The 23,488-nt window shown below is 44.3% G+C and carries 27 protein-coding genes and 1 rRNA gene; 27 read left to right on the forward strand and 1 reads right to left on the reverse strand.

What is annotated here, in order from left to right; all coding sequences use genetic code 11:
• Positions 1–14 precede the first annotated feature (14 nt).
• The 12 genes from rrf to rsmI all read left to right on the forward strand — a co-directional run bounded on the left by rrf (position 15) and on the right by rsmI (position 8,295).
• Positions 15–130, forward strand: a 5S ribosomal RNA gene (gene rrf, locus AZ46_RS12250).
• 634 nt (positions 131–764) lie between these two features.
• Entirely contained in the window at positions 765–968 is a 204-nt protein-coding gene (locus tag AZ46_RS12255) for a sigma factor G inhibitor Gin (RefSeq protein WP_029286013.1), read from the forward strand.
• Between the two features lie 197 nt (positions 969–1,165).
• A complete protein-coding gene (locus AZ46_RS12260; protein WP_029286015.1) occupies positions 1,166–2,590 on the forward strand; it encodes an aminotransferase class I/II-fold pyridoxal phosphate-dependent enzyme in 1,425 nt (474 codons plus the stop codon).
• 5 nt (positions 2,591–2,595) lie between these two features.
• A complete protein-coding gene (gene tmk / locus AZ46_RS12265; RefSeq protein WP_029286016.1) occupies positions 2,596–3,222 on the forward strand; it encodes a dTMP kinase in 627 nt (208 codons plus the stop codon).
• 87 nt (positions 3,223–3,309) lie between these two features.
• Entirely contained in the window at positions 3,310–3,639 is a 330-nt protein-coding gene (locus AZ46_RS12270) for a cyclic-di-AMP receptor (protein WP_029286018.1), read from the forward strand.
• A gap of 9 nt (positions 3,640–3,648) precedes the next feature.
• Positions 3,649–4,086 (forward strand): YaaR family protein, encoded by a 438-nt coding sequence (locus tag AZ46_RS12275; RefSeq protein ID WP_029286020.1) that lies wholly within the window; start codon positions 3,649–3,651, stop codon positions 4,084–4,086.
• Between the two features lie 18 nt (positions 4,087–4,104).
• Positions 4,105–5,094, forward strand: coding sequence for a DNA polymerase III subunit delta' (holB, locus tag AZ46_RS12280; protein WP_406818056.1), 990 nt, complete (start codon positions 4,105–4,107; stop codon positions 5,092–5,094).
• Positions 5,095–5,096: 2 nt separating this feature from the next.
• Complete coding sequence (gene ricT / locus AZ46_RS12285) at positions 5,097–5,924, forward strand: competence/sporulation regulator complex protein RicT (protein WP_029286024.1); 828 nt, start codon at positions 5,097–5,099, stop codon at positions 5,922–5,924.
• 13 nt (positions 5,925–5,937) lie between these two features.
• On the forward strand, positions 5,938–6,306 hold the full coding sequence (gene yabA, locus AZ46_RS12290; RefSeq protein ID WP_029286025.1) for a DNA replication initiation control protein YabA: 369 nt from the start codon (positions 5,938–5,940) through the stop codon (positions 6,304–6,306).
• An 85-nt stretch (positions 6,307–6,391) separates the two neighbouring features.
• Positions 6,392–7,135 carry a tRNA1(Val) (adenine(37)-N6)-methyltransferase gene (locus tag AZ46_RS12295; protein WP_029286027.1) on the forward strand — a complete coding sequence of 248 codons (744 nt, stop codon included), beginning with the start codon at positions 6,392–6,394 and terminating at the stop codon, positions 7,133–7,135.
• Positions 7,122–7,445 (forward strand): GIY-YIG nuclease family protein, encoded by a 324-nt coding sequence (locus AZ46_RS12300; protein WP_051865531.1) that lies wholly within the window; start codon positions 7,122–7,124, stop codon positions 7,443–7,445. Before AZ46_RS12295 ends, AZ46_RS12300 begins: the two co-directional genes overlap by 14 nt.
• Entirely contained in the window at positions 7,417–8,295 is an 879-nt protein-coding gene (gene rsmI / locus AZ46_RS12305; protein ID WP_029286031.1) for a 16S rRNA (cytidine(1402)-2'-O)-methyltransferase, read from the forward strand. The genes AZ46_RS12300 and rsmI overlap by 29 nt, the downstream gene beginning before the upstream one ends.
• Positions 8,296–8,337: 42 nt before the next feature.
• On the opposite strand, the gene AZ46_RS12310 is transcribed toward rsmI, so the two are convergent.
• Complete coding sequence (locus tag AZ46_RS12310) at positions 8,338–8,616, reverse strand: AbrB/MazE/SpoVT family DNA-binding domain-containing protein (protein WP_029286033.1); 279 nt, start codon at positions 8,614–8,616, stop codon at positions 8,338–8,340.
• A gap of 593 nt (positions 8,617–9,209) precedes the next feature.
• On the opposite strand from AZ46_RS12310, the gene metG reads away from it, so the two are divergent.
• The 15 genes from metG to AZ46_RS12385 all read left to right on the forward strand — a co-directional run bounded on the left by metG (position 9,210) and on the right by AZ46_RS12385 (position 23,367).
• Positions 9,210–11,168 carry a methionine--tRNA ligase gene (gene metG, locus AZ46_RS12315; RefSeq protein ID WP_029286035.1) on the forward strand — a complete coding sequence of 653 codons (1,959 nt, stop codon included), beginning with the start codon at positions 9,210–9,212 and terminating at the stop codon, positions 11,166–11,168.
• A gap of 91 nt (positions 11,169–11,259) precedes the next feature.
• Positions 11,260–12,030 carry a TatD family hydrolase gene (locus AZ46_RS12320; RefSeq protein WP_029286037.1) on the forward strand — a complete coding sequence of 257 codons (771 nt, stop codon included), beginning with the start codon at positions 11,260–11,262 and terminating at the stop codon, positions 12,028–12,030.
• Between the two features lie 245 nt (positions 12,031–12,275).
• Complete coding sequence (locus tag AZ46_RS12325; RefSeq protein ID WP_029286039.1) at positions 12,276–13,478, forward strand: G5 and 3D domain-containing protein; 1,203 nt, start codon at positions 12,276–12,278, stop codon at positions 13,476–13,478.
• A gap of 151 nt (positions 13,479–13,629) precedes the next feature.
• Positions 13,630–14,193, forward strand: coding sequence for a ribonuclease M5 (rnmV, locus tag AZ46_RS12330; protein ID WP_029286041.1), 564 nt, complete (start codon positions 13,630–13,632; stop codon positions 14,191–14,193).
• Entirely contained in the window at positions 14,186–15,067 is an 882-nt protein-coding gene (rsmA, locus tag AZ46_RS12335; protein ID WP_029286043.1) for a 16S rRNA (adenine(1518)-N(6)/adenine(1519)-N(6))-dimethyltransferase RsmA, read from the forward strand. The genes rnmV and rsmA overlap by 8 nt, the downstream gene beginning before the upstream one ends.
• A 231-nt stretch (positions 15,068–15,298) precedes the next feature.
• Positions 15,299–16,189 carry a sporulation peptidase YabG gene (gene yabG / locus AZ46_RS12340; RefSeq protein WP_029286045.1) on the forward strand — a complete coding sequence of 297 codons (891 nt, stop codon included), beginning with the start codon at positions 15,299–15,301 and terminating at the stop codon, positions 16,187–16,189.
• A 230-nt stretch (positions 16,190–16,419) separates the two neighbouring features.
• Entirely contained in the window at positions 16,420–16,689 is a 270-nt protein-coding gene (veg, locus tag AZ46_RS12345) for a biofilm formation stimulator Veg (RefSeq protein ID WP_029286047.1), read from the forward strand.
• Positions 16,690–16,871: 182 nt separating this feature from the next.
• A complete protein-coding gene (locus AZ46_RS12350) occupies positions 16,872–17,057 on the forward strand; it encodes a small, acid-soluble spore protein, alpha/beta type (protein ID WP_029286049.1) in 186 nt (61 codons plus the stop codon).
• 169 nt (positions 17,058–17,226) lie between these two features.
• Positions 17,227–18,096, forward strand: a complete 870-nt coding sequence (gene ispE / locus AZ46_RS12355; RefSeq protein ID WP_029286051.1) for a 4-(cytidine 5'-diphospho)-2-C-methyl-D-erythritol kinase — start codon at positions 17,227–17,229, stop codon at positions 18,094–18,096.
• Positions 18,097–18,151: 55 nt separating this feature from the next.
• Positions 18,152–18,985 carry a pur operon repressor gene (gene purR, locus AZ46_RS12360; RefSeq protein WP_029286053.1) on the forward strand — a complete coding sequence of 278 codons (834 nt, stop codon included), beginning with the start codon at positions 18,152–18,154 and terminating at the stop codon, positions 18,983–18,985.
• 16 nt (positions 18,986–19,001) lie between these two features.
• Entirely contained in the window at positions 19,002–19,376 is a 375-nt protein-coding gene (locus tag AZ46_RS12365; RefSeq protein ID WP_029286055.1) for a RidA family protein, read from the forward strand.
• 191 nt (positions 19,377–19,567) lie between these two features.
• The gene (gene spoVG, locus AZ46_RS12370; protein ID WP_029286057.1) at positions 19,568–19,858 is read left to right on the forward strand and encodes a septation regulator SpoVG; all 291 of its coding nucleotides are present in this window, start codon (positions 19,568–19,570) and stop codon (positions 19,856–19,858) included.
• 217 nt (positions 19,859–20,075) lie between these two features.
• Positions 20,076–21,431: a bifunctional UDP-N-acetylglucosamine diphosphorylase/glucosamine-1-phosphate N-acetyltransferase GlmU gene (gene glmU / locus AZ46_RS12375; protein ID WP_029286059.1), complete on the forward strand. Its 1,356-nt coding sequence runs from the start codon at positions 20,076–20,078 to the stop codon at positions 21,429–21,431.
• A gap of 91 nt (positions 21,432–21,522) precedes the next feature.
• Positions 21,523–22,476: a ribose-phosphate diphosphokinase gene (locus AZ46_RS12380; protein ID WP_029286061.1), complete on the forward strand. Its 954-nt coding sequence runs from the start codon at positions 21,523–21,525 to the stop codon at positions 22,474–22,476.
• A gap of 240 nt (positions 22,477–22,716) precedes the next feature.
• Positions 22,717–23,367 carry a 50S ribosomal protein L25/general stress protein Ctc gene (locus AZ46_RS12385; RefSeq protein WP_029286063.1) on the forward strand — a complete coding sequence of 217 codons (651 nt, stop codon included), beginning with the start codon at positions 22,717–22,719 and terminating at the stop codon, positions 23,365–23,367.
• Positions 23,368–23,488 lie beyond the last annotated feature (121 nt).

Here is a 23,488-nt window from a genome sequence, read left to right on the forward strand (position 1 = left end):
CCAATTGCATATTGTCTGGTGATGATGGCAAAGAGGTCACACCCGTTCCCATGCCGAACACGGAAGTTAAGCTCTTTAGCGCCGATGGTAGTTGGGGGTTTCCCCCTGTGAGAGTAGGACGTTGCCAGGCACGCAGAAAAAAGGACAGCAGAGATGCTGTCTTTTTTGTTGTTCTGAAGGAATGCAGGATTAATTAGTGCAAACAAATGGGGAATCGTACCCTGTGAAACTGTAAAACGATATCAGAGGGTAAGCAAACGCTCGAATCGTACCCTCCAAAACCGTAAAACGATATCAGAGGGTAAGCAAACGCCCGAATCGTACCCTCCCAAACTGTAAATCGATATCAGAGGGTAAGCAAAAGCCTGAATCCTACCCAGCAAAGCCGAAAAAACGATATCAGAGGGTAAACAGAAGCCTGAATCCTACCCACCAAAACCGATAAAATGACATCAGAGGGTAAGCAAAGTCCCAAATCCTACCCAGCAAAGCCGAAAAAATGACATCCGAGGGTAAGAAACCGCCCGAATCGTACCCTCTAAAACCGTAAATCGATAACGGAGGGTAAGCAAAAGCCAAAATGAAAGCAAGTAGACCCTGCATGATCTATAAAAAATGAACGCCTCTCCCTGCAGCCCGGTTATTTTATATAGACATACACGATTTGGGCTCACCGGCATACAATGGGAGAGGGAATGAGTATTCGAAATTTTGTATACAACAGTGGATCTGTGGCAAAACTGCTTGTATGGAGGTGGAGTACAGTGAATTCGGAAGATGTGAAGAAACCGGCTGGGGAAACGTGTATTATATGCGATACAGAAAAGGCGAAGGGAATTCATCTCTATACAAGTTTTGTTTGTACAGATTGCGAGACTGATATGATTCAGACAGAAACGGAAGATCCCAAGTACGCCTATTACGTTGATAAACTGCGGAGAGTGAAAACACCGCCGCTCTATTCTTAAGCTGCCGTTACAGGCGGCTTTCTTTGTTTTATGCGAAAAGAAGTATATGTTTAGTTCTCTGGTGCAAGCGTCCGCCATACAGCCGGGACGAATCCGCCGGACAAGTCTGTCAGAACTGGCTCCGGCGCTTGCGCTTTTTTTGGCGGGCTTCTATTGATATAATGGCCATAAGACATAATAAAGGACGGTTTGGTTAGATGGCAGCACCACTGTATGAAGCATTAAAGAAGCATGAGCTTCAAAATCCGGTTTCGTTTCATGTGCCGGGGCATAAGTATGGAAAGGTTTTTCCGGAGGAGGCTGCAGGAGATTTCAGGAGCGTTCTCAGGCTTGATGCAACGGAGATCACGGGACTTGATGACCTTCATGATCCAAGCGGCCCTATATTGGAGGCGCAGAGGCTGGCTGCTGAGCTGTATCAGGCAGATGAAACATTTTTCCTTGTTAACGGGTCAACTTCCGGGAATTTGGCGATGATCATGGCGTGCTGTGAGCCGGGAAAGCCTGTTTTGGTTCAGCGCAACAGCCATAAGTCGATCATTCATGCCATCAGGCTCTCCGGTGCAAAGCCGGTATTCCTTTCCCCTAAGATGGATGAAGCGTACGGTGTTCCTTCTTACGTGGAGATTGAGACGGTTTCAGAAGCCGTAAGGAGGTACCCTGAGGCAAAGGCACTCATTTTGACAAATCCGAATTACTACGGTATCACTGCAGACCTCAGAGGAGCGGTGGAACTTGCTCACAGTGAAGGAATTCCTGTTCTTGTGGATGAAGCTCATGGCGCTCATTTTGTTCCCGGTCTGCCATTCCCTGCTTCTTCAATTAAAGCAGGGGCTGATGCTGTTGTTCAGTCCGCGCATAAAACGCTTCCTGCAATGACAATGGGTTCATTCCTCCATGTGAATGGCGGGCTAATTGATCGAGAGCGTCTGTCTTACTATCTGTCTGTTTTTCAAAGCAGCAGTCCTTCTTATCCCATTATGGCTTCGCTTGATTTGGCCAGAGAGTATATAGAGAATCTCATTTTGTCAAAAGAGGCGGATGCAATCCTGCGCGCTGTCGATGTCTTTAAAAAGAGCGTGGAGGCGAACAAGGAGGTTGAAATTGTCACGACAACAGATAAACGTGCAATCATCGATCCTTTAAAACTGGCAATCAGGTCTGCAGCCGGGCTTTCAGGGTTTGAGCTTCAGCGCCGCCTTGAAAAACAGGGAGTCTTCACTGAGCTTGCAGATATCCAAAATGTTCTCCTTGTTTTGCCCCTCAGCAGCAATCAGGCAGATTCATTCCTCTTTTCTTCTGATAATAGCGGTGAGGGCAGTATTCCATTTGAGCCTTTATTATATAAGGAAGAAAATCAAAAAATCAGTATGCTTCCCCTATCGTACGGGGAATTAAATGGGTATAGTAAAGAAGCCGTATTATTTAAGGATGCAGCCGGGCATTTAAGCGGAGAGGCTGTTATACCGTATCCGCCGGGTATTCCTCTTTTAATGGAAGGGGAAGTCATTACGGAGGAGCATGTTAGGCAGATCAGAACATTATTGGCATGCAAAGCGCGCTTTCAGGGCGGACAGGCACTGAAAGACGGACAGCTTGCTGTTTATATACAGAAAAGGTGATTGTATTGAAAGGGACGTTTATTACATTTGAAGGGCCGGAGGGTGCAGGGAAAACGACTGTTCTGCAAAAGATCCGTGAGGAGTTTGAACAAAAAGGCATCCAGGCTGTTTTCACAAGAGAACCCGGGGGAATCCGGATTGCCGAACAAATCCGTGAAGTGATTTTAAATAAAGAAAATACGGAAATGGATGCCAGAACAGAAGCGCTGCTTTATGCAGCAGCCAGAAGACAGCATATGGTCGAAAAAGTCATTCCGGCATTAAATGAAGGAAAGCTGATCATTTGCGACCGTTTTATTGACAGTTCTCTTGCTTATCAGGGATATGCGCGCGGGATTGGCACAGAAGAGGTATATTCCATCAATCTGTTTGCCATCGACGGGGTCATGCCTGACCTCACGATTTATTTTGATATCGCTCCTGAACGCGGTTTGATGAGGATCAGCGGCAATGACGGCCGTGAAGTGAACCGGCTTGATCTTGAAAAGATGGATTTTCATGAGAAAGTTCAGGAAGGGTATAAACAAACGATAGAAAGATTTCCGGACCGGATCAAAGTGATCAACGCCGATCAGAGTCTTGAAGATGTGTGCCGGGACGTAATGGAAGTTTTAATTCCTTATTTAAAGTGAACGCTGATATAATGGGAATACAATTACCATAAATGAAACAATGCTTTATAGAAAGATAGCTGTTAAACTATAAGGAGGCATATAATGATGAAAATGATCATTGCGGTTGTACAGGACCAGGACAGCAATAAGCTGTCGAGTGCATTGGTTGAACATAATTTCAGAGCGACAAAGCTTGCATCAACAGGCGGTTTCTTAAAATCCGGAAACACAACGTTCATGATTGGGACAGAAGATGCCCGGGTTGAGAAGGCATTGTCTGTCATCAGGGAAAATTGCCAGTCTAGAGAACAGCTGGTGGCACCCGTCTCTCCAATGGGAGGAAATGCGGATTCCTATGTCCCTTATCCTGTTGAAGTAGAGGTCGGCGGAGCGACTGTGTTTGTTCTTCCGATTGAACAATTTCACCATTTTTAAGGTGACGATATGAAAATTAATCAGGAGCTCCGCACAGCGCCGGATAAACGAAATGCAGGCCCTTCGCCATCCGGTGCAAGCCGGCCGTTTTCCGAACTTGTGCAAAAACAGGAGACGAAGCTGCATCTGCATCAGCTGAACGGAATGCTTGCAAGTGTGGAGGAAGCCGGCCGCCGTGTGGCCAAGTCCCGTAATATGAGGGACCTTGCGCGGTACAAATCCCTTGTAAAGCGGATGATGAAAGAAGCTGTAGAATACGGACTGCAGCTGAAACAGTCCTCAAGTTTTGACTTCACCGGCAGCAGCAGAAATCATATAACCGTATTGGAAATTGACCGGCAGCTGATTGAGCTGACAGAGGCTTTGCTTCAAGAGGAGCAGTCCTCCATTGACATACTGGCAAAAATAGGCGAAATTAAAGGCCTTTTAATGAACCTTTATACGTAAAGAGTGATAGAAATGACGATGAGCACGTGGAATGATTTAGAAGAGTACCAGCCCAGAGTCCTTAAACTTCTTGGAAACAGCTTTGAGAAGAACCGCCTTGCTCACGCGTACCTTTTTGAAGGGAAAAAAGGGACCGGGAAAAAGGAAGTCAGTCTTCTTCTCGCCAGAAGCTATTTTTGTGAAAAACCGGACGGACATAAGCCGTGTGAGACATGCAGAAACTGCAAGCGCATCCATTCAGGAAACCATCCAGATCTGCATCTGGTGGAGCCGGACGGACTTTCGATAAAAAAATGGCAGATTCAAAGCCTTCAGGAAGAGTTTACAAAAACAGGGGTAGAATCACACAAAAAGCTGTATATCATCTCCCACGCTGATAAAATGACGGCAAATGCCGCAAACAGCCTGCTTAAATTCCTGGAGGAGCCAAACGCAGACACGATGGCCATTCTTTTGACCGAACAAGTGCATCAAATGCTGAACACTATTCTCTCAAGATGCCAGACGCTGACTTTCATGCCTCTTCCCGTTTCAGCCATTGAAAAAGAGCTGCTAAAGCAGGATGTGCCTGCTAATTATGCAAGACTCGCTGCAAGAATGACCAACAGTTCTGAAAAAGCGCTCGAATTAAGTCGAGATGATTGGTTTGCACAGGCCAGACTTGTAGTGATAAAATTGTATGAAGTGATCTTTAAGCGAAATGGACAGGCGTTCGTCCAGGTTCAAACGCAATGGGTGCCTTTTTTCGCTGAAAAAGAACAGCAGGACATGGCTTTTGACTTGCTTTTATATGTATATAAAGACATTCTTTCCATCCAAATAGGCAATACAGATCATGTTATCTATCAAGATCTGCTTCCACAGTTAGAACAGCATGCCATTCAAGTATCCAGACAAAAGATCCTTGAAAAAATCACTTCTATTTTAGAAGCAAAAAAAAGACTCCAGATGAATGTGAGTCCACAATTACTGATGGAGCAATTGGTTTTATCTTTGCAGGAGGGATAGAATTGTACGATGTAGTGGGTGTCCGCTTTAAAAAAGCGGGTAAAATATATTATTTCGACCCTAATGGGCTTCAAATAGAAAACGAAGATTTTGTGATTGTCGAAACAGTAAGAGGCGTCGAGTTCGGCAAAGTCGTCATTCATAAAAAGCAGGTTGGAGAGAATGACATCGTTCTTCCTCTGAAAAAAGTGCTGAGGGTGGCTGATGCAAAAGACCGCTTGATCGTAGATGAAAACCATCATGCAGCTAAAGAGGCGTATGAGGTCTGTCAGCATAAAGTGACAGAGCACCGGCTTGATATGAAGCTTGTAGATGTTGAGTATACATTTGACCGGAACAAGGTTATTTTTTATTTCACAGCAGACGGCCGCGTCGACTTCAGGGAGCTTGTAAAAGATCTTGCGGCTATTTTCAAAACGCGCATTGAACTCCGCCAGATTGGCGTCAGGGATGAGGCGAAGATGCTTGGAGGCATCGGACCCTGCGGCAGAATGCTTTGCTGCTCCACGTTCCTTGGAGATTTTGAACCGGTTTCCATTAAGATGGCAAAAGATCAGAACCTTTCACTCAATCCAACAAAAATCTCCGGCTTGTGCGGAAGGCTTATGTGCTGCCTGAAATATGAAAATGACGAATATGAATCTGCCAAAGAACAGCTTCCTGATATCGGTGAGTCAATCGGCACGCCGATAGGAACAGGAAAAGTAGTCGGGTTAAATATATTGGAACGGGTTTTGCAGGTTGAACTTTCAGAAAAAGACCGCGTGGTTGAATTTACTTGGGAAGAATTAATGAAAGAAGGCGCTGTTCCAATGAAATCCACAGATTGATGAGGTGGAACAAGTGGATAAAAAAGAAATCTTTGAATCTGTAAGCAGCATGGAAGAACAAATCGGTTCCCTGTACAGACAGCTTGGAGAGCTGAAGCATCACCTTGGCGGCCTGCTTGAGGAGAATCATCATCTTCAGATTGAAAATGATAACCTCCGCAGACGCCTGAATGCAACAGCAGCTGCAGCAGATCAAAAGAAGCAGATGAAACAGCATACAGATAAACAGGGAATGGATTCAAAGATTGTGGACATTGGAGAGGGCTATGATAATCTTGCCCGTCTCTATCAGGAAGGTTTCCATATATGCAATGTTCACTATGGAAGTGTCCGCAAAGACGGAGACTGTTTGTTCTGTCTTTCCTTTCTTAATAAGAAATAACCGGGCTTTCCTGCGAGGGGAAAGCTTTTTTTAAGGTCTGAAACATTAAATTTTGTCCATATTTATAGAAAGAAAGGATTTTACGATGGTCGATTTAACAGGAGATGAGCGTTTGGATTACCTTCTGGCTGAGGATTTGAGGATTGTCCAGAGTCCGTCTGTATTTGCCTTCAGTTTAGATGCGGTTCTTCTTTCCAAATTTGCTTATATGCCGATTCAAAAAGGGAAAGTGCTTGATTTATGCTCCGGGAACGCGGTAATTCCGCTGCTGCTTTCGACAAGATCTAAGGCAGACATTACTGGAGTTGAAATTCAGGAGCGGCTATTTCAAATGGCTGAAAAAAGCATTGCCTATAACAACCTCCAAAATCAAATCAAGATGATTCACGGTGATTTAAAGGATATGCCTGACGTACTTGGCCACGGGAAGTTTGATGTGATCACGTGCAACCCTCCATATTTTAAAACACCGAAAAAGGATGAACAAAATCAGAATGAGCATTTAGCGATTGCGCGGCATGAAATTCTCTGCACGCTTGAGGATGTTATTTGTGCAACCAGCAAGCTTGCCCGAATGGGGGCAAAGATCGCCTTTGTTCACCGGCCGGGAAGACTGCTTGAAATTACGGAGCTTATGAAAAAATACAAAATCGAGCCGAAACGGATTCAGCTCGTTTATCCTAAGCAGGGAAAAGAGGCAAATACCCTACTGATAGAAGGAATTAAAGGCGGGCAGCCAGATCTGAAAATTCTTCCTCCGCTTTTTGTTTATGATCAGAACAATGAATATACAGATGAAGTGAAAGAAATCCTGTATGGAAAGCACTAGCACTCATTTTTTCTATGTGCTCCAGTGCAGGGACGGCAGTTACTATGCAGGCTATACGAATGATCTTGCCGCCCGCCTTGAAAAGCATAATGCCGGAAAGGGTGCCAAGTATACACGGGCGAGAGGCCCTGTAAAGCTTCTGTACGCTAAGCAATTCTCCTCAAAAAGACCGGCAATGAGGGCGGAATATGCTTTTAAACAGCTGACGAGGAAAAAGAAGGAAGAGTTTCTCGCTGATCCTGAACGCTTTGCAGCTTGGGATTTCTGGCAGGGAGAGGATGATGGAAATGCAGGAACAGAAAAGCTTTAACAGAGACACAGAGTGGGGCTCGCTCTACCTTGTGCCAACGCCGATCGGCAATCTGGAGGATATGACCTTCCGCGCCGTTTCCATTTTGAAAGAAGTGGATGTGATTGCTGCAGAGGACACACGGGAGTCTAAAAAGCTCTGCAATCATTTTGAGATTGGCACACAGCTGATCAGCTATCATGAACATAATAAAGAATCAAGCGGCTTTAAAATCCTGGAACTGATGAAACAGGGGAAAAATGTAGCGCTTGTCAGCGATGCGGGCATGCCGATTATCTCGGACCCTGGAAGCAAGCTTGTGGAGGATATTCTTGCTGAAGGCGGAAAGGTTATCCCTCTTCCTGGTGCAAATGCAGCACTTACAGCACTAGTAGCATCAGGCATAACTCCCCAGCCCTTTTACTTTTTCGGTTTTCTGGACAGGCAGAAAAAAGAAAAGAAAAAACAGCTGGAAGCTCTAGCAAACCGGACCGAAACCATGATTTTTTATGAATCTCCGCACAGGCTGAAAGAAACACTTGCAGCAATGGCGGAGATTCTGGGAGAACGCCGTATCTGTCTTTCAAGAGAGCTCACAAAACGATTCGAAGAATTCATCAGAGGAACAATACCTGAAGCTGTGAAGTGGGCTGAGGAAAACCAGATCCGCGGAGAGTTCTGTCTGATTGTGGAAGGACAGGATGTAAACAACATCCCTGCAGAAGATGAGTGGTGGGATTCATTGTCGCTTGAAGAGCATGTTGCGCATTATGTGAACGAAGGAATGTCATCGAAAGAGGCCATCAAACAGGTTTCAAAGGAGCGGAATGTTCCGAAGAGAGATGTGTATCAGTCTTATCACGTTGAATAGGATAAAAAAAGACCTGGCGGATTTCCGCCAGGTCTTTCGTCATTATTTCACTAAGTTGCTTTGGATTTCTTTAAGGATCTGCTCTGCACCTTCGCGGCTCAGGACTAATTTTCCGTTGCCAAGAGTGAAGTTATCGTCAGATACTTCGCCAGTTACAGCGCAAGTCATGTTTGGTTTATATTTTTTAAGGATAATTCTTTCATCATCCACATAGATTTCAAGAGCGTCTTTTTCAGCAATTCCAAGTGTACGGCGCAATTCGATCGGAATTACCACTCGGCCAAGCTCGTCAACTTTACGTACAATACCTGTAGATTTCATATTTGTTCTCCTCCCAATAATAAAGGTTCTATATGTGTTTTTTCTTAAACTTCGTCATAATTCGACAAAATCTTCATCCTCATAAGCATAACAGTGTTTCCAATAAACGTCAATCAGAAACTATTCAATAGGCTGCGAAAATAAGTGAAATTTTCGTGAACCCCTACAGCCTTAGCGGTATTAAGATATATACCCGTCAAAAAAGGAAAATAAACGCATAAAAGGGAATATATAATTATACATAGAATAGTATTAATTCAAAATAATGTTAACTATATTATAACGATTGTTCGACAAGAATCAACAAAAATTATTCATCAGGAAACATTTGGCATAAATATGCCACTCATACTATTCATGGGGGTCTTTGTTTTTTTGTCCATAGAAGGTATATTTTCTTGATATTAAAGGCTAAGATGGTATCATAAAGAGTATAATTCGATTGGAAATCTATTGAGGATAATCGCTCTCGTCCATTGGGCGGGGGCTTTTTCCAGAAATAAGAATATATAGATGCGCATTGCCGGCAACAGACGCCTGCGCTTTTCTTATCTCTATCCTAGAGACAGTCACCATTACCGGGAGGGAAACCGATGGAAGATCAGAGAAAATCGTTCTACCTTACAACACCTATTTATTATCCAAGCGGAAAGCTACATATTGGACATGCATATACAACCGTTGCCGGAGATGCAATGGCCCGCTATAAACGCATGCGCGGATTCGACGTCATGTATCTGACAGGAACAGATGAGCACGGACAGAAAATTCAGCGGAAAGCAGAAGAAATCGGCGTCACTCCGCAAAAGTATGTCGATGACATTGTCAGCGGAATTAAAGATCTGTGGAGCAAGCTCGACATTTCTTACGACGATTTTATCCGTACGACTCAGGACCGCCATAAAGAAATAGTAGAGAAAGTATTTGCACAGCTGCTTGAGCAGGGCGATATCTATCTTGATCAATACGAAGGATGGTACTGTACGCCGTGTGAGTCCTTCTTTACAGAACGACAGCTTGAAAACGGCAACTGTCCTGATTGCGGAAGGCCTGTTGAAAAAGTAAAGGAAGAGTCCTATTTCTTTAAAATGAGCAAATATGCCGACCGTCTTCTTGCGTACTACGAAGAAAACCCGGAATTCATTCAGCCTGAATCACGCAAAAACGAAATGATCAACAATTTCATTAAGCCCGGCCTTGAGGATCTTGCTGTTTCCCGTACGACATTTGACTGGGGAGTAAAGGTTCCAGGTGATCCGAAGCACGTCATTTATGTATGGATTGACGCTCTTTCCAACTATATAACAGCTCTTGGATACGGCACTGAAAATGATGAAAAGTACCGGAAATACTGGCCGGCGGATGTGCACCTCGTCGGCAAGGAAATTGTCCGCTTTCATACGATTTACTGGCCGATCATGCTGATGGCTCTTGATTTGCCTCTGCCAAAGAAAGTGTTCGCACACGGCTGGCTGCTGATGAAAGACGGTAAAATGTCCAAATCAAAAGGCAATGTTGTGGATCCGGTCACGCTTATTGACCGCTATGGCCTCGATGCTCTCCGCTACTATCTGCTGAGAGAAGTGCCTTTTGGCTCTGACGGTGTTTTCACTCCGGAAGGATTTATTGAAAGAGTGAACTATGACCTTGCCAATGACTTGGGGAACCTGCTGAACAGAACGGTTGCCATGATTCAGAAATACTTTGACGGCGAAATTCCTGCCTACACGGGTGAGCAAACAGAATTTGACGGTACGCTTGCTGCATTCAGCGGGGAAACGATCAAGAAGTATGAAGAAGCGATGGAAAAGATGGAATTCTCGATTGCTCTTAATGCACTATGGCAATTTATCAGCAGAACAAATAAATACATTGATGAAACACAGCCATGGGTTCTTGCAAAAGACGAGGAAAACCGCGGCAAATTAGGTTCGGTGATGGTGCATTTAGCTGAGTCGCTCCGCATCTCTGCCATTCTGCTGAAGCCGTTTTTGACCAAAACACCTGAAAAGATGTTCGAACAGCTTGGCATTTCGGATGCTTCCCTGAAGGAATGGGACAGCCTGTCCTCATTCGGCAGCATCCCTCAGGTAAAGGTTGCCAAAGGAGTTCCAATCTTCCCCCGTTTAGAGGTTGAAGAAGAGGTTGCCTACATTAAAGAACAGATGCAGGGTACGGCTCCTGCACCAGCTGAAGAAGCTAAGAAAGAAGAAAAAGCAGAAACAGCACCGGAAATTACGTTTGATGAGTTTATGAAGGTTGAAATGCGTGTTGCTGAAGTCATCCATGCAGAACCTGTAAAAAAAGCAGACCGTCTGCTCAAGCTGCAGCTTGATCTTGGCTCAGAAAAAAGACAAGTAGTATCAGGGATTGCCAAAAGCTATCAGCCTGACCAGCTTTTAGGGAAGAAAGTCATCTGCATTACAAATCTTAAACCGGTTAAGCTTCGCGGAGAGCTGTCACAAGGAATGATCCTTGCAGGCGGCGGAGAAGGAAACTTGTCGCTTGCTACTGTCGATTCAAGTCTCCCGAATGGTACAATTATTAAATAAAAAAGAGAAAAAAAGAGGTGTTTCACGTGTAACAATCGGGGATAACGCCTCTTTTTTTCTGTTTCAAATCGTGGCGAAAGGATGTCGAAAGATGTTATTTGATACACATGCACACTTGAACGCCATCCAGTATCAGGATGACCTTGAAGAAGTGATTGAAAGGGCGCTCCATGAAGGCGTGACCCATACTGTTGTCGTTGGCTTTGATACAGAAACGATTACAAAAGCGATTGAACTTGCTGAAGCATACGACTTTATTTATGCAGCAGTCGGCTGGCATCCAGTTGATGCGATTGATATGACGGATGCAGATTTAGAATGGATTAAAGAGCTTGCGTCTCATCCTAAAGTAGTTGCTATAGGGGAAATGGGCCTTGACTATTATTGGGACAAATCACCAAAGGATGTTCAAAAAGAGGTATTCAGAAAGCAGATTGCCCTCGCAAAGGAAGTAAATCTGCCGATTATTATCCATAACAGGGATGCAACAGCAGATGTGGTGGAGATTCTTCAGGAAGAAGGGGCGAGCGAAGTAGGCGGGATCATGCACTGCTTTACAGGAAGCCTTGAAGTGGCAAGACAGTGCATGGAGATGAATTTCTACATTTCATTCGGCGGGCCTGTCACTTTTAAAAATGCCAAAAAGCCAAAAGAGGTCGCAGCTGAAATTCCAATGGAAAGACTTTTAATTGAAACGGATTGTCCTTATTTGACACCTCATCCGTTCAGAGGAAAACGAAATGAACCAAGCTATGTAAAGTATGTAGCGGAGCAGATTGCGGAGCTTCGCGGCATGGATTACGCGGATTTTGTAAAACAAACGTCCGACAATGCAAAAAGAATTTTCGGCATTTCTCGCTAAGAGATTTTGTCATTTTTTGCGGGAGCCTGTCCAAAAACTCAATAGAAATATGAAGTTCTACCTGTCTTCTTTTCCTCATAGGATATATTTGTCGACAAGAAATTCTTCACTTTTTGATCTTTTTTTAGCATAATAGTGTTTACGATTAGAAAAAAATGAAAAAAGTGGGTGAGGGTTGACAGCAAGATCGTTACTCTATATAATCCTCGGAGGAGAAGGAGGCGTTTTTCATAGTGATAAATCTTATGAAAAAGCTGTTATCCGAAAGACTAAGCATGAACAAGATTGTCCTCGCAATTGTCAGTTTAGTCGTTTTAGCTACGGGTACCGCGTTCGCTACATTTGAAGCGACGAAGAACACCGTAACTGTCACGATGAACGGCAAAAGCGAGAAGCTCAGGACACATGCACGTACAGTAGATGAATTACTCCAAGATTTGAACATAGATAGAAAAAAAGAAGATAATGTATCACCGGAAGGCGATGCTGAAATCAAAAACAACCTGAACGTTGTTTATGAGGCTTCGAAACCTGTACACGTAACTGTGGATGATGAGAAAAGGACAATAAGGACAACAGCCAAAACCGTAGAAGAATTTTTGAAGGAACAGAAAATAAAGATTACCAAGCACGATAAGATGAATGCTTCAAAAGATACAAAGATCTCAGATAATCTTAAGCTCAACATTGAGAAAGCCATACAGATTACACTAACAGTTGGAGATAAAAAACAACAAGTATGGTCAACTTCGACTACTGTCGCTGACTTTTTGAAAGACCAAAAAGTACAGGTAAATGAACTTGATAAGGTTGAACCCCAAATTCATGAAACATTGAGTGCAAATGATGCCGTAATCGTCACACGCGTAGAAAAAGTCACCGATGTAGTGGAAGAACCAGTTGCGTTTTCAGTTGTAACAAAGAATGACCAAGACATTCCTAAAGGAAAACAGGAAGTTATTAAACCTGGTTCAGAAGGCAAAGTTGCGAAACATTTTGAAGTTATGCTTGAAAATGGAAAAGAAGTGTCTAGAAAGCTGATCAAAGAAGAGACTGTAAAAGAAAGTCAGGATCGTGTAGTGGCACTTGGCACAAAAGCTGCGCCTAAACCGGCTGCAAGCAAACCGGAAACAGTGTCAAGGTCTAATGATTCTGTATCCAAGGAGTTTTATGTAACATCAACCGCATACACAGCACACTGCAATGGATGTTCAGGTACAACGGCTACAGGCGTGGATTTGAGAGCAAATCCAAACGCCAAGGTTATTGCTGTTGATCCGAGCGTGATTCCGCTTGGCACAAAAGTGTATGTTGAAGGCTACGGGTATGCCGTTGCCTCTGATACAGGCGGCGCAATTAAAGGGAAAAAGATTGATGTATTCTTCTCTGACAAGGGAGCAGCCTATCGCTGGGGAAGAAAGACCGTTAAAATAAGAGTACTGAACTGATTATATGACGGCAGGGGGATGTAAGTCCCTCTGTCTTTTTGTGTTTGAATGGGGTACAATTACGTTTTAACCGGACAGCGAAGCACAAAGCGCTATTTATAAATTAGACGTTTGACTACTCATAAAAGTTTCACCTTTTTTGGAGGAAAATATGAAAATCAAAGAAATTATTGTAGTGGAAGGCAGAGACGATACGACGGCCATCAAACGGTCTGTTGACGCCGACACAATTGAGACGAACGGCTCTGCGGTCGGAGATGCGGTCATTGAGCAGATCCGTCTTGCACAGGAGACGCGGGGAGTTATTATTTTTACAGACCCTGACTTTCCTGGTGAAAAAATCCGCAAGCTGGTTGCCGAACAGGTTCCCGGCTGCAAGCATGCCTTTTTGGCAAAGCCGGATGCACGTCCGAAAAACGGCAGGGGCATAGGCGTAGAGCATGCTTCAAAAGAGGCCATCAGGAACGCTCTGAAGGATGTTAAAGAAGAAATGGCGGATACTGATCCTGTCATTCTTAAAAGCGATTTGCTCACAGCGGGTCTAATCGGAGGTCCAAAAGCAAAGGACCGGAGAGAAAGACTTGGCGTGCTTTTGAAAATAGGTTACACAAACGGCAAGCAGCTTGAAAAAAGACTTCATATGTTCAAGATAACAAGAGAAGCTTTTGCACAAGCTATTGAGGAGATTGTTCGGGAGGAGCAGCAGAATGATTAAAGATATTGCAACACCGGTCCGCACGAAGGCCATTTTAGAAAAGTACGGCTTTTCATTTAAAAAGAGTCTTGGGCAGAACTTTCTGATCGATCCGAATGTCCTGACAAGAATTGTTGACCATGCAGGGGTAACGGAAGAAACGGGTGTTATTGAAATTGGCCCCGGAATAGGGGCACTGACAGAACAGCTGGCAAAGCGGGCCAAGAAAGTTGTTGCCTTTGAGATTGACCAGCGGCTGATCCCGATTTTAGAGGATACTCTGTCTCCTTATGATAACGTTTCAGTCATTCACCAGGATGTCCTGCAGGCTGATGTCAAAGCGGTCATGAATGATCAGTTTAAAGACTGCAAGGAAGTCATGGTCGTTGCCAATCTGCCTTACTACGTGACGACTCCGATCATTATGAAGCTGCTTGAAGATCAGCTTCCTTTAAAAGGAATCGTTGTTATGCTCCAAAAAGAGGTTGCAGACAGAATTGAGGCGTCTCCGTCTTCTAAAGACTACGGATCGCTTTCTATAGCAGTGCAGTACTACACAGAGGCCAAAACCGTCATGACAGTCCCAAGAACAGTCTTCATGCCGCAGCCGAACGTGGACTCGGCCATCATCAGGCTTCTGCTCCGAAACGAAGCGAAAGTAACGGTGAAAGATGAGTCGTTTTTCTTTAAAGTGGTCAGAGGAAGCTTTGCTCAAAGGAGAAAAACCCTGCTCAACAATTTGCAGCACTCCCTCCAAAACGGAAAAGAAAAGAAGGGTGTCATTGAAGAGGCTCTTGAGAAGGCCGGCATCGACGGCAGAAGACGGGGAGAAACACTCTCTATCGAAGAATTTGCTTTGCTCAGTGATCAGCTCATTGAGGATTTTAAGGAATAACGGCAAGGTGAACCCTGCAGTCCATGAGGCTGCAGGGTTTTTCTATGTGCATGCAGCGGACTGAGGGAAGGAAGCTTCCAAATTATCACACTTTTGCTGAAATGTCATAGGCTAGAAAAGGAGTTCTAAGCACACTGATGTTTACGGATCGGGCACAGCGAGTCCTCTCTTGGTCTGTGCAGTGTCCTGTATGGGAATGTTTCAGCGAATCGGTCATTTGGAGTGAAGAACATGCAAGTTAAAATAGGTGATATTGTAGCCCGCAAATCGTATCAGTGCGATGTCCTGTTCAGGGTCATAGATCTGAAGCAGACAGAAGACGGCAATTGGGCTGCTATTTTATACGGAGAAGAAGTACGTCTGATCGCTGATGCTCTCTGCGATGATTTAGCGGTGATCGATGACCGCGAGCGCATGGAGAGGAAAGTGCACGAAAAAGAAAAGCTTGAGCAGTCTCTCTATCTGCTGAAACAGGATTACCGGCTGCTGCAGGAAAAAAGGGAGTACCAGGCAACGGCAAACTACAGCCACAATGAGGAGTTTTTTCATCTTCCGGGAAAGGTTCTTCACCTGGACGGAGATCCGACATACTTGCAAAAGTGCCTGTCGCTTTACGAACGGGTGGGCGTTCCTGTTTTTGGCGTTCACGTGAAAGAAACGGAAATGGAAAATGTTGTGGCAGAGCTGATTGAAGAATACCGGCCGAACATTCTGGTCATAACGGGTCATGATGCTTATTCAAAGCATAAAGGGCCGATCAATGACCTGAATGCGTACCGCCATTCAAAGCACTTTGTTCAGACCGTCAGAAATGCGCGGAAAGCGGTGCCGCATCTAGATCAGCTGGTCATTTTTGCCGGTGCGTGCCAGTCGCATTTTGAGTCGATTATAAGAGCGGGAGCCAATTTTGCCAGTTCCCCGTCAAGAGTGAATATTCATGCGCTTGACCCTGTTTATATTGTAGCCAAAATCAGTTTTACGCCATTTTCAGAACGAATCAACGTCTGGGATGTGCTGCGCAATACCCTGACAAGGGAAAAGGGGCTTGGCGGCATTGAAACAAAGGGAGTACTCAGAACAGGAATGCCTTATCGCAGGCACGAAGACAACAGTTCTTCGTGAGACCGCTTCTCGTGAGACAGCGGTCTTTTCCCCCTTAAATCTCTTTATGAAAACAATTTTTCCTTTCTTTACATAAAACAAGAGAATTAGGTAAATCCTACATTGTAGAGATAGAGGGAATTTTGTAGAAAATATTTTGTTGACAGTGATCTTTCATCACTGATATAATTTAAATTTTATTTGACTTAATTTGGGCGGTAGTGTATACTGAATGTAGTGAGGTGGTTGCAATGGCAAAAACGTTAGGCGATATCAAAAACTCCCTGGAATCCAATCTTGGCAAGCGGCTTACGCTGAAAGCAAACGGCGGCCGAAGAAAAACGATTGAACGTTCAGGTGTTCTTACAGAGACGTACCCAGCTGTTTTCGTTGTACAACTAGATCAGGATGAAAATGCATTTGAACGCGTATCATACAGTTATGCAGATGTCTTAACTGAAACCGTGCAATTAACTTTTTTTGAAGATACATCAGGTTCAGTAGCAGTTGCTGGGCAGTAGACACTCGTTTGCTGCTTTTTTTGTTGCCTTAAAAAGCTTGCAGGCAATTGAAGGATATACATACATGAAGCGGCACATACTAATGGTGCTGCTTTTTTATTTTCAGGTAAAGCAGACTGCCGTCCGGCCGGGCTTCGGTCTTTCCGGCTGCAGCAAAAGCCAGAGGATAGGAGTGTTCTGTGATGGGAAGACGTCGTCAAGGAATTATGTCCGAAGAGTTTAAATACGAGCTGGCAAAGGATTTAGGGTTTTACGACACGGTCAAACAGGATGGCTGGGGGGCAATCAGATCCCGTGATGCAGGAAATATGGTAAAGCGGGCAATTGAATTTGCGGAACAGCATATGGCCGGTCAGGTGAAAAAGTAACGAACTTATAAAGCCGGGGCGCATTCCGCTCCGGCTTTTTCTGCAAGAAAATCTTTTGAAATACTGAAATATCGCGCCTTATAGCGGTTTTGCCGGAAAAACCCGTTATATTCGCCTTTTTTGTGGTACAATGTGGATAATTTCAGTTCGTTAAAAGTAGGTGAAAATGTTGCGTATTTTGGAAAAAGCGCCGGCTAAAATCAACCTTTCGCTTGATGTACTCCATAAAAGACCAGATGGATTTCATGAAGTCAAGATGATCATGACAACGATAGATTTAGCTGACCGCGTTGAACTTGTGGAACTGCCTGAAGATACGATTCAAATTATCTCCCACAACCGCTTTGTTCCGGATGATCAGCGGAACCTCGCGTATCAGGCCGCCCTGCTTCTGAAAAAGAGGTACGGGGTGAAAAAGGGCGTTTCCATCGCCATAACGAAAGTCATTCCGGTTGCTGCGGGACTTGCAGGAGGAAGCAGCGATGCAGCTGCCGCTCTCAGGGGGCTGAACCGGCTGTGGAAGCTTGGTTTAAGCCTGGATGAGCTTGCAGAGCTTGGAGCGGAAATTGGTTCCGACGTATCATTCTGTGTGTATGGAGGAACGGCCCTTGCTACCGGCCGCGGGGAAAAGATTCAGCATATTGATACTCCTCCGCACTGCTGGGTTGTGCTTGCCAAGCCGACAATCGGCGTATCAACGGCAGATGTATACCGGAACCTGAAACTTGATTCTGTTAAACATCCTGATGTTGACGGAATGGTAGAGGGAATTAAGGAACAGGATTTTGACAAAATCTGCGGCCTTCTCGGCAATGTGCTGGAAGATGTCACGCTGAATATGTACCCTGAGGTTGCGAATATTAAAGATCAGATGAAACGCTTTGGTGCCGATGCCGTTCTGATGAGCGGAAGCGGGCCCACTGTTTTTGGGCTGGTCCGCTATGAGTCAAGGCTGCACCGGGTGTATAACGGATTAAGAGGTTTCTGTGATCAGGTTTTTGCTGTAAGGTTGATTGGAGAACGGAATAGCCTTGATTAAATCCGTATATTAAGTTATATTTACTTTAAAATATTCGGATTTTGGAGGTTATTCCATGAAATTTCGTCGCAGTGGACGGCTTGTTGATATGACTTATTACTTGCTACAACATCCACATGCACTTGTTCCTTTAACTTTTTTCTCTGATCAGTACCAATCTGCCAAATCGTCCATCAGTGAGGATTTGACTATTATAAAGCAAACATTTGAACAAAGAGGCATTGGTTCTCTTTTAACGGTGCCGGGAGCAGCCGGCGGGGTGAAGTTTATCCCGAGAATCGGAGCTTCAGAAGCAAGAGAGATCATTGACGAGCTGTGCAGTCTCATGGCTAAACCGGAAAGACTGCTGCCTGGAGGATATTTATACTTAACAGATATTCTTGGCAACCCTTCCATTGTGAACCAGATTGGAAGACTTTTCGCGTCTGTTTTCGCGGACCGGAAAATTGACCTTGTCATGACGGTCGCTACGAAGGGGATTCCTGTTGCCTATGCTGTGGCTAATCAGCTTGATGTGCCCGTTGTCATTGTCAGACGCGACAGCAAGGTTACAGAAGGTCCTACAGTCAGCATTAATTATGTCTCAGGCTCTTCAAAACGGATTCAAACGATGGTTCTCTCAAAGAGAAGCCTCAAAACAGGGTCAAATGTCCTGATCATTGATGACTTTATGAAAGCCGGCGGGACGATTAACGGAATGGTCAGCATGCTCGAGGAGTTCAATGCAAACCTTGCAGGCATTGGTGTACTGGTAGAATCAGAGGGCGTTGAAGAGCGTCTTGTTGATGAGTACATATCAGTAGTCAAACTGACAGACGTTGATGTAAAGGAAAAACAGATAGAAGTTTCGGACGGAAATTATTTCCGGTTTTTAAATAAAACGAACTGACAGGGGAGAGGGTAAGATGAGAACAATCGATACGAAAAAGGCGCCGGCTGCCATTGGTCCATACTGCCAGGGGATCGTCATCAACGGATTATTTTACAGCTCCGGCCAGATTCCGCTTACTCCAGAAGGAGAAATGGTTACAGGCACTGTTGAAGAGCAGACTCATCAGGTTTTCTCAAACCTGAAGGCTGTACTTGAAGAAGCTGGCGCTTCACTTGAAAGTGTCATTAAAGCCACCGTTTTCTTGAAAGATATGAATTCATTCGCCGCTTTCAATGATGTCTATGCCCAGTACTTCAGCGGTCACAAGCCTGCACGTTCATGCGTGGAGGTTGCCAGACTTCCGAAAGATGCGCTTGTGGAGATAGAAGTTATTGCTGCTGTAAGCTGATTTACGCGCTGCTGATCGGTCTGTAAACCTTTTGTACCATACAAACCTGCTGAAGAAATATGAAATGGTATACAAGACTCCATAAAATCACCTGATTTTTCAAAATATTTTTCTGTTCTTGCAGGAAATAGAAAGATTCCGTTGAATAACTTAACTAAAGTTTTTCATACAGGGAAAAGGTGGTGAACAGAATGGAAGTTACTGACGTAAGATTACGCCGCGTAAACACCGAAGGCCGCATGAGAGCGATTGCATCCATCACACTTGATCATGAATTTGTTGTTCATGACATCCGCGTTATTGATGGCAACAACGGGCTGTTTGTTGCAATGCCCAGCAAAAGAACTCCTGATGGTGAGTTCCGTGATATCGCGCATCCGATCAATTCTGGAACTCGAGGGAAAATTCAGGAAGCTGTATTAACAGAGTATCATCGTTTAGGTGAACTTGAAGTTGAATTTGAAGAAGCAGGTGCTTCTTGATTATATGAAGCTTAAAAAAGCCGGTCAGGACAAGATCCTGACCGGCTTTTTACGTAGTGCAAAGAAGATTTTTTAAAATAGGGAATGCTATAAATAAAGCTTGACAGATCATGACAATTTTATGAAATATTATGTACTTTCTCATGTTTTCTTGAAATAAAGGGTTATTTGAGATATATTTTTCTATGGATAAAAAGGGATACTGGAGGCCTCGATAATGGATAACCGATACGCAGTTATTTTAGCTGCAGGACAAGGCACAAGGATGAAATCAAAGCTTTATAAAGTGCTTCATCCAGTTGGCGGCAAGCCAATGGTTCAGCACGTAGCAGATGAAGTTTCAAAACTTGACTTAAGCAAAATCGTTGCTGTAGTTGGTCACGGTGCGGAGAAAGTAAAAGATCAGCTTGGCGATACAGCAGAATATGCCCTTCAAAGTGAACAGCTTGGAACGGCTCATGCTGTTATGCAGGCTGCATCCCAGCTGGAAGGAAAAGAAGGGACAACCATTGTTATTTGCGGCGATACACCGTTAATTACGGCAGATACAATGGCATCCCTGCTTGCTCATCACGCAGAGACACATGCAAAAGCTACGATTCTTACAGCTAAAGCAGACGATCCTGCAGGCTATGGACGTGTTGTCAGAAACGCTGAAGGACATGTTGAGAAGATTGTTGAACACAAAGATTCAAACGAAGAGGAACTTCTTATTACAGAAATCAACACTGGAACATACTGCTTCGACAATAAGGCTCTTTTTGACACATTGAAGAAAGTGTCCAATGAAAATTCCCAAGGTGAATACTACCTTCCGGATGTTATTGAAATTTTAAAATCGGAAAATGAAATCATTTCGGCTTTTCAGACGGCATCTTTTGAAGAGACTCTAGGTGTTAATGACAGAGTGGCTCTTGCCCAGGCAGAGAAGTTCATGAAAAAGCGCGTTAATGCGTTCCATATGAAGAATGGTGTTTCTATCATTGATCCTGACAACACGTATATCTCAAGCGATGCAGTCATCGGAAGAGATACGGTTATCTATCCAGGTTCCGTCATTTCGGGGAAAACCGAAATCGGTGAAGATTCGGTTATCGGACCTCACACGGAAATTAAAAACTGCAAAATCGGAGACCGGACAACAATCCGCCAGTCCGCTGCACACGACAGCGAAATTGGCCATGATGTAAACATCGGACCGTTTGCACATATCAGACCGGATTCTTCAATCGGTGACGAAGTTAAGATCGGAAACTTTGTTGAAATCAAGAAATCATCCATGGGCAAAGCGAGCAAAGCTTCACATCTGAGCTATATTGGAGATGCTGAAGTGGGTGCAGACGTAAACCTGGGATGCGGATCGATTACAGTCAATTATGACGGCAAAAATAAATTCCTCACTAAGATTGAAGACGGAGCTTTCATCGGCTGCAATTCGAATTTAATCGCACCTGTAACAGTGGGCCAGGGAGCCTATGTTGCTGCAGGTTCTACGATTACAGATGATGTGCCAGGCAAAGCCCTTTCCATCGCACGTGCAAGACAAGTCAATAAAGATGATTATTTAAAATAAAAAGGTTAAAGAGCAGCGGCAGGCATTCTGCTGCTGTTCACCCGGCTTATACAGATTAACCAATAAAACCCAGTGGAGGTCTCCTTTAAAAATGTCAAATCGTTATGCAGATTCAAATTTAAAGATTTTTACATTAAACTCAAACACTGCTTTGGCTCAGGAAATTGCAGATGAAGTCGGTGTTGATTTAGGTAAATGTTCGGTAACACGCTTCAGTGACGGCGAAGTTCAGATCAACATTGAAGAAAGTATCCGCGGCTGTGATGTTTTTGTCATTCAGTCTACGAGTGCTCCGGTAAATGAGCACCTGATGGAAGTTCTGATCATGATTGATGCGTTAAAGCGTGCTTCTGCAAAAACAATCAACATTGTTATGCCTTATTACGGATATGCTCGCCAGGACCGCAAAGCCCGTGCACGCGAACCGATTACAGCTAAGCTTGTTGCAAACCTCCTTGAGACAGCAGGAGCGGACCGAGTAATTACTCTTGACCTGCACGCTCCTCAAATTCAAGGTTTCTTTGACATTTTAATTGACCATTTAATGGGTGTTCCAATTCTTGCTGAGTACTTCCAGGAGAAAGACCTTAAGGATATCGTCATTGTTTCTCCTGACCACGGCGGAGTAACCCGCGCCCGCAAACTTGCTGACCGTCTGAAAGCGCCGATTGCCATTATTGATAAACGCCGCCCAAGACCGAATGTTGCGGAAGTCATGAACATTGTCGGTAACATCGAAGGCAAAACAGCCATTTTGATCGACGACATCATCGACACAGCCGGAACAATCACTCTTGCTGCAAATGCACTAGTAGAAAACGGCGCGACAGATGTATACGCGTGCTGTACGCACCCTGTACTTTCAGGACCGGCCATCGAACGCATTCAAAACTCAAATATTAAAGAACTTGTAGTAACAAACTCTATTGCTCTCGGCGAAGAGAAAAAGATCGACAAGCTTAAGCAGCTTTCTGTTGCACCGCTTATCGGTGAAGCCATCATTCGTGTACACGAAGAGCAATCTGTTTCTACTTTGTTTGATTGATCATTGCAGCCCCTTCTGCTTAGAGCAGGAGGGGTTTTTTATTCAGCTGTACACTTACAAACCCGGAGCATTATAACTTGAAAAACACCTTGATCTTCGTTTAAAATACATACTGATCTTTGCTTAAGGGCTCATTTCAGCCAGGGGAAAACAATCCTTTTCATAAGAAAAATGTTTAGACCCATTCAATAATGGGAATTAAATAAGACATAACTTATCGTTAGGAAGGTGTTTTGGACTATGACAACTCTAAAAGTAAAAGAACGTACAGTATTTACGAACTCGGCGAGAAGAAAGGTCCGCGAAGAAGGACAAGTTCCCGCTGTGATTTACGGTAAAACAACAGAACCTAAATCTATTTCATTAGATAGCATAGAATTAATTAAAACGCTGCGCGACGAAGGCCGCAACGCAATTATTAAACTGGATCTTGACGGAAAGTCCCATTCTGTCATGCTGTATGAAATGCAGACGGATCCGCTTAAAAACGAAATCACTCATGCAGATTTCTACGTTGTTAACATGAAAGAGGATGTAGAAGTCGATGTGCCGATCACTCTTACTGGAGATGCACAGGGAGTCAAGGACGGCGGCGTGCTGCAGCAGCCTCTGTACCAGGCTTCCATCACAGCCAAACCGGGTGAAATCCCTCAGACAATTGAGGTTGATATTTCAGAGCTTGGCGTAAATGACACGCTGACAATCGGCGATGTGAAGATCTCGGGCAAATACTCATTCAACCATGAAAAGGACGAGGTCGTTGCTTCTATTCTTCCTCCTCAGCAGGAAGAGGAAATCGACAGCGGTGAGGAGCAGGAGCCTGGAGAGCCTGAGAATGCTGAAGGCAGAGAAAACGAAGAGGATGCTGCTGAAGGCGAAAAACAAGAGTAAATTAAAAACGCAGCCGTTTAATGGCTGCGTTTTTTATGGTATTGTTGAACTGAAGACACATTGAAAATGACGGCAGCCTGATCTTAGAAGCTCGGGGCTTCATTGGCGCCTGATTTTAAAC

The sequence above is a fragment of the Metabacillus indicus LMG 22858 genome, from assembly GCF_000708755.2.
Classification (GTDB): Bacteria; Bacillota; Bacilli; order Bacillales; family Bacillaceae; genus Bacillus_P; species Bacillus_P indicus.

What these genes read in the sequence shown, in the direction of transcription:
- AZ46_RS12295 (WP_029286027.1), top strand. Translation starts at nt 6,392, where the DNA reads ATGGTCGATTTAACAGGAGATGAGCGTTTGGATTACCTTCTGGCTGAG.
- glmU (WP_029286059.1), top strand. Translation starts at nt 20,076, where the DNA reads ATGGATAACCGATACGCAGTTATTTTAGCTGCAGGACAAGGCACAAGG.
- AZ46_RS12385 (WP_029286063.1), top strand. Translation starts at nt 22,717, where the DNA reads ATGACAACTCTAAAAGTAAAAGAACGTACAGTATTTACGAACTCGGCG.
- rsmA (WP_029286043.1), top strand. Translation starts at nt 14,186, where the DNA reads ATGATTAAAGATATTGCAACACCGGTCCGCACGAAGGCCATTTTAGAA.
- AZ46_RS12275 (WP_029286020.1), top strand. Translation starts at nt 3,649, where the DNA reads ATGAAAATTAATCAGGAGCTCCGCACAGCGCCGGATAAACGAAATGCA.
- AZ46_RS12300 (WP_051865531.1), top strand. Translation starts at nt 7,122, where the DNA reads ATGGAAAGCACTAGCACTCATTTTTTCTATGTGCTCCAGTGCAGGGAC.
- AZ46_RS12350 (WP_029286049.1), top strand. Translation starts at nt 16,872, where the DNA reads ATGGGAAGACGTCGTCAAGGAATTATGTCCGAAGAGTTTAAATACGAG.
- rnmV (WP_029286041.1), top strand. Translation starts at nt 13,630, where the DNA reads ATGAAAATCAAAGAAATTATTGTAGTGGAAGGCAGAGACGATACGACG.
- AZ46_RS12310 (WP_029286033.1), bottom strand. Translation starts at nt 8,616, where the DNA reads ATGAAATCTACAGGTATTGTACGTAAAGTTGACGAGCTTGGCCGAGTG.
- spoVG (WP_029286057.1), top strand. Translation starts at nt 19,568, where the DNA reads ATGGAAGTTACTGACGTAAGATTACGCCGCGTAAACACCGAAGGCCGC.
- holB (WP_406818056.1), top strand. Translation starts at nt 4,105, where the DNA reads ATGAGCACGTGGAATGATTTAGAAGAGTACCAGCCCAGAGTCCTTAAA.
- yabG (WP_029286045.1), top strand. Translation starts at nt 15,299, where the DNA reads ATGCAAGTTAAAATAGGTGATATTGTAGCCCGCAAATCGTATCAGTGC.
- rsmI (WP_029286031.1), top strand. Translation starts at nt 7,417, where the DNA reads ATGGAAATGCAGGAACAGAAAAGCTTTAACAGAGACACAGAGTGGGGC.
- metG (WP_029286035.1), top strand. Translation starts at nt 9,210, where the DNA reads ATGGAAGATCAGAGAAAATCGTTCTACCTTACAACACCTATTTATTAT.
- AZ46_RS12365 (WP_029286055.1), top strand. Translation starts at nt 19,002, where the DNA reads ATGAGAACAATCGATACGAAAAAGGCGCCGGCTGCCATTGGTCCATAC.
- AZ46_RS12325 (WP_029286039.1), top strand. Translation starts at nt 12,276, where the DNA reads ATGAAAAAGCTGTTATCCGAAAGACTAAGCATGAACAAGATTGTCCTC.
- purR (WP_029286053.1), top strand. Translation starts at nt 18,152, where the DNA reads ATGAAATTTCGTCGCAGTGGACGGCTTGTTGATATGACTTATTACTTG.
- AZ46_RS12270 (WP_029286018.1), top strand. Translation starts at nt 3,310, where the DNA reads ATGAAAATGATCATTGCGGTTGTACAGGACCAGGACAGCAATAAGCTG.
- AZ46_RS12320 (WP_029286037.1), top strand. Translation starts at nt 11,260, where the DNA reads ATGTTATTTGATACACATGCACACTTGAACGCCATCCAGTATCAGGAT.
- AZ46_RS12260 (WP_029286015.1), top strand. Translation starts at nt 1,166, where the DNA reads ATGGCAGCACCACTGTATGAAGCATTAAAGAAGCATGAGCTTCAAAAT.
- AZ46_RS12380 (WP_029286061.1), top strand. Translation starts at nt 21,523, where the DNA reads ATGTCAAATCGTTATGCAGATTCAAATTTAAAGATTTTTACATTAAAC.
- veg (WP_029286047.1), top strand. Translation starts at nt 16,420, where the DNA reads ATGGCAAAAACGTTAGGCGATATCAAAAACTCCCTGGAATCCAATCTT.